At 56.0% G+C, this 468-nt stretch carries 1 protein-coding gene; it reads left to right on the top strand.

Going from position 1 to position 468, the window contains the following annotated elements:
- Positions 1-28: 28 nt before the first annotated feature.
- The coding region (locus H6A60_RS12530) for a hypothetical protein (RefSeq protein ID WP_205105140.1) at positions 29-468 on the top strand (440 nt) is incomplete at its 3' end.

The raw sequence follows: 468 nt of genomic DNA, 5'->3' as shown, positions 1-468 counted from the left end.
GGCCCGCGACATGGCGATCGCAGAGCATATGGCGAACTCCGGCCGCCTGAGCGAAGTGGCCTCGATCTATGCGCATTCAAAGGGCATCGATTCGCCGATTATTCACGGACCGGGCAGGAACAACATTCCGCAGCCGAGAGCCGTCGACAAGTCCGCGGGCAGCAAACTGAATGGCGCGTCCTTCGACAGCAAAAGATTTGATGCCGGCTTCAAGTCCGCGTGGGCTGCGAACGACCGGGGGCAGAAGTACGTTGATCTGGGAGGCAAAGCCATTCTTGCGGATGTTCAGAAGACTGTCGATAAGAATCTTGAAAACGTTCAAAAGAAACAGATCGAGAAGGCTGTTCACAACCTTAGCCAGCCGATCAACGCCAACTTGGGCGAGGCATTCGCCGGATTGTACGAGGTAGCGTGGAACTTCGGTTGGAGCAATGTCGATCCGAACGAAACGGCACGAGAGCTCATGCA

Origin of the sequence: Sutterella massiliensis (genome assembly GCF_016899755.1) — a bacterium.
Classification (GTDB): Bacteria; Pseudomonadota; Gammaproteobacteria; order Burkholderiales; family Burkholderiaceae_F; genus Sutterella; species Sutterella massiliensis.
Note: the sequence above shows the minus strand (reverse complement) of the source record. Positions and strands in the feature narration are given on the sequence as shown.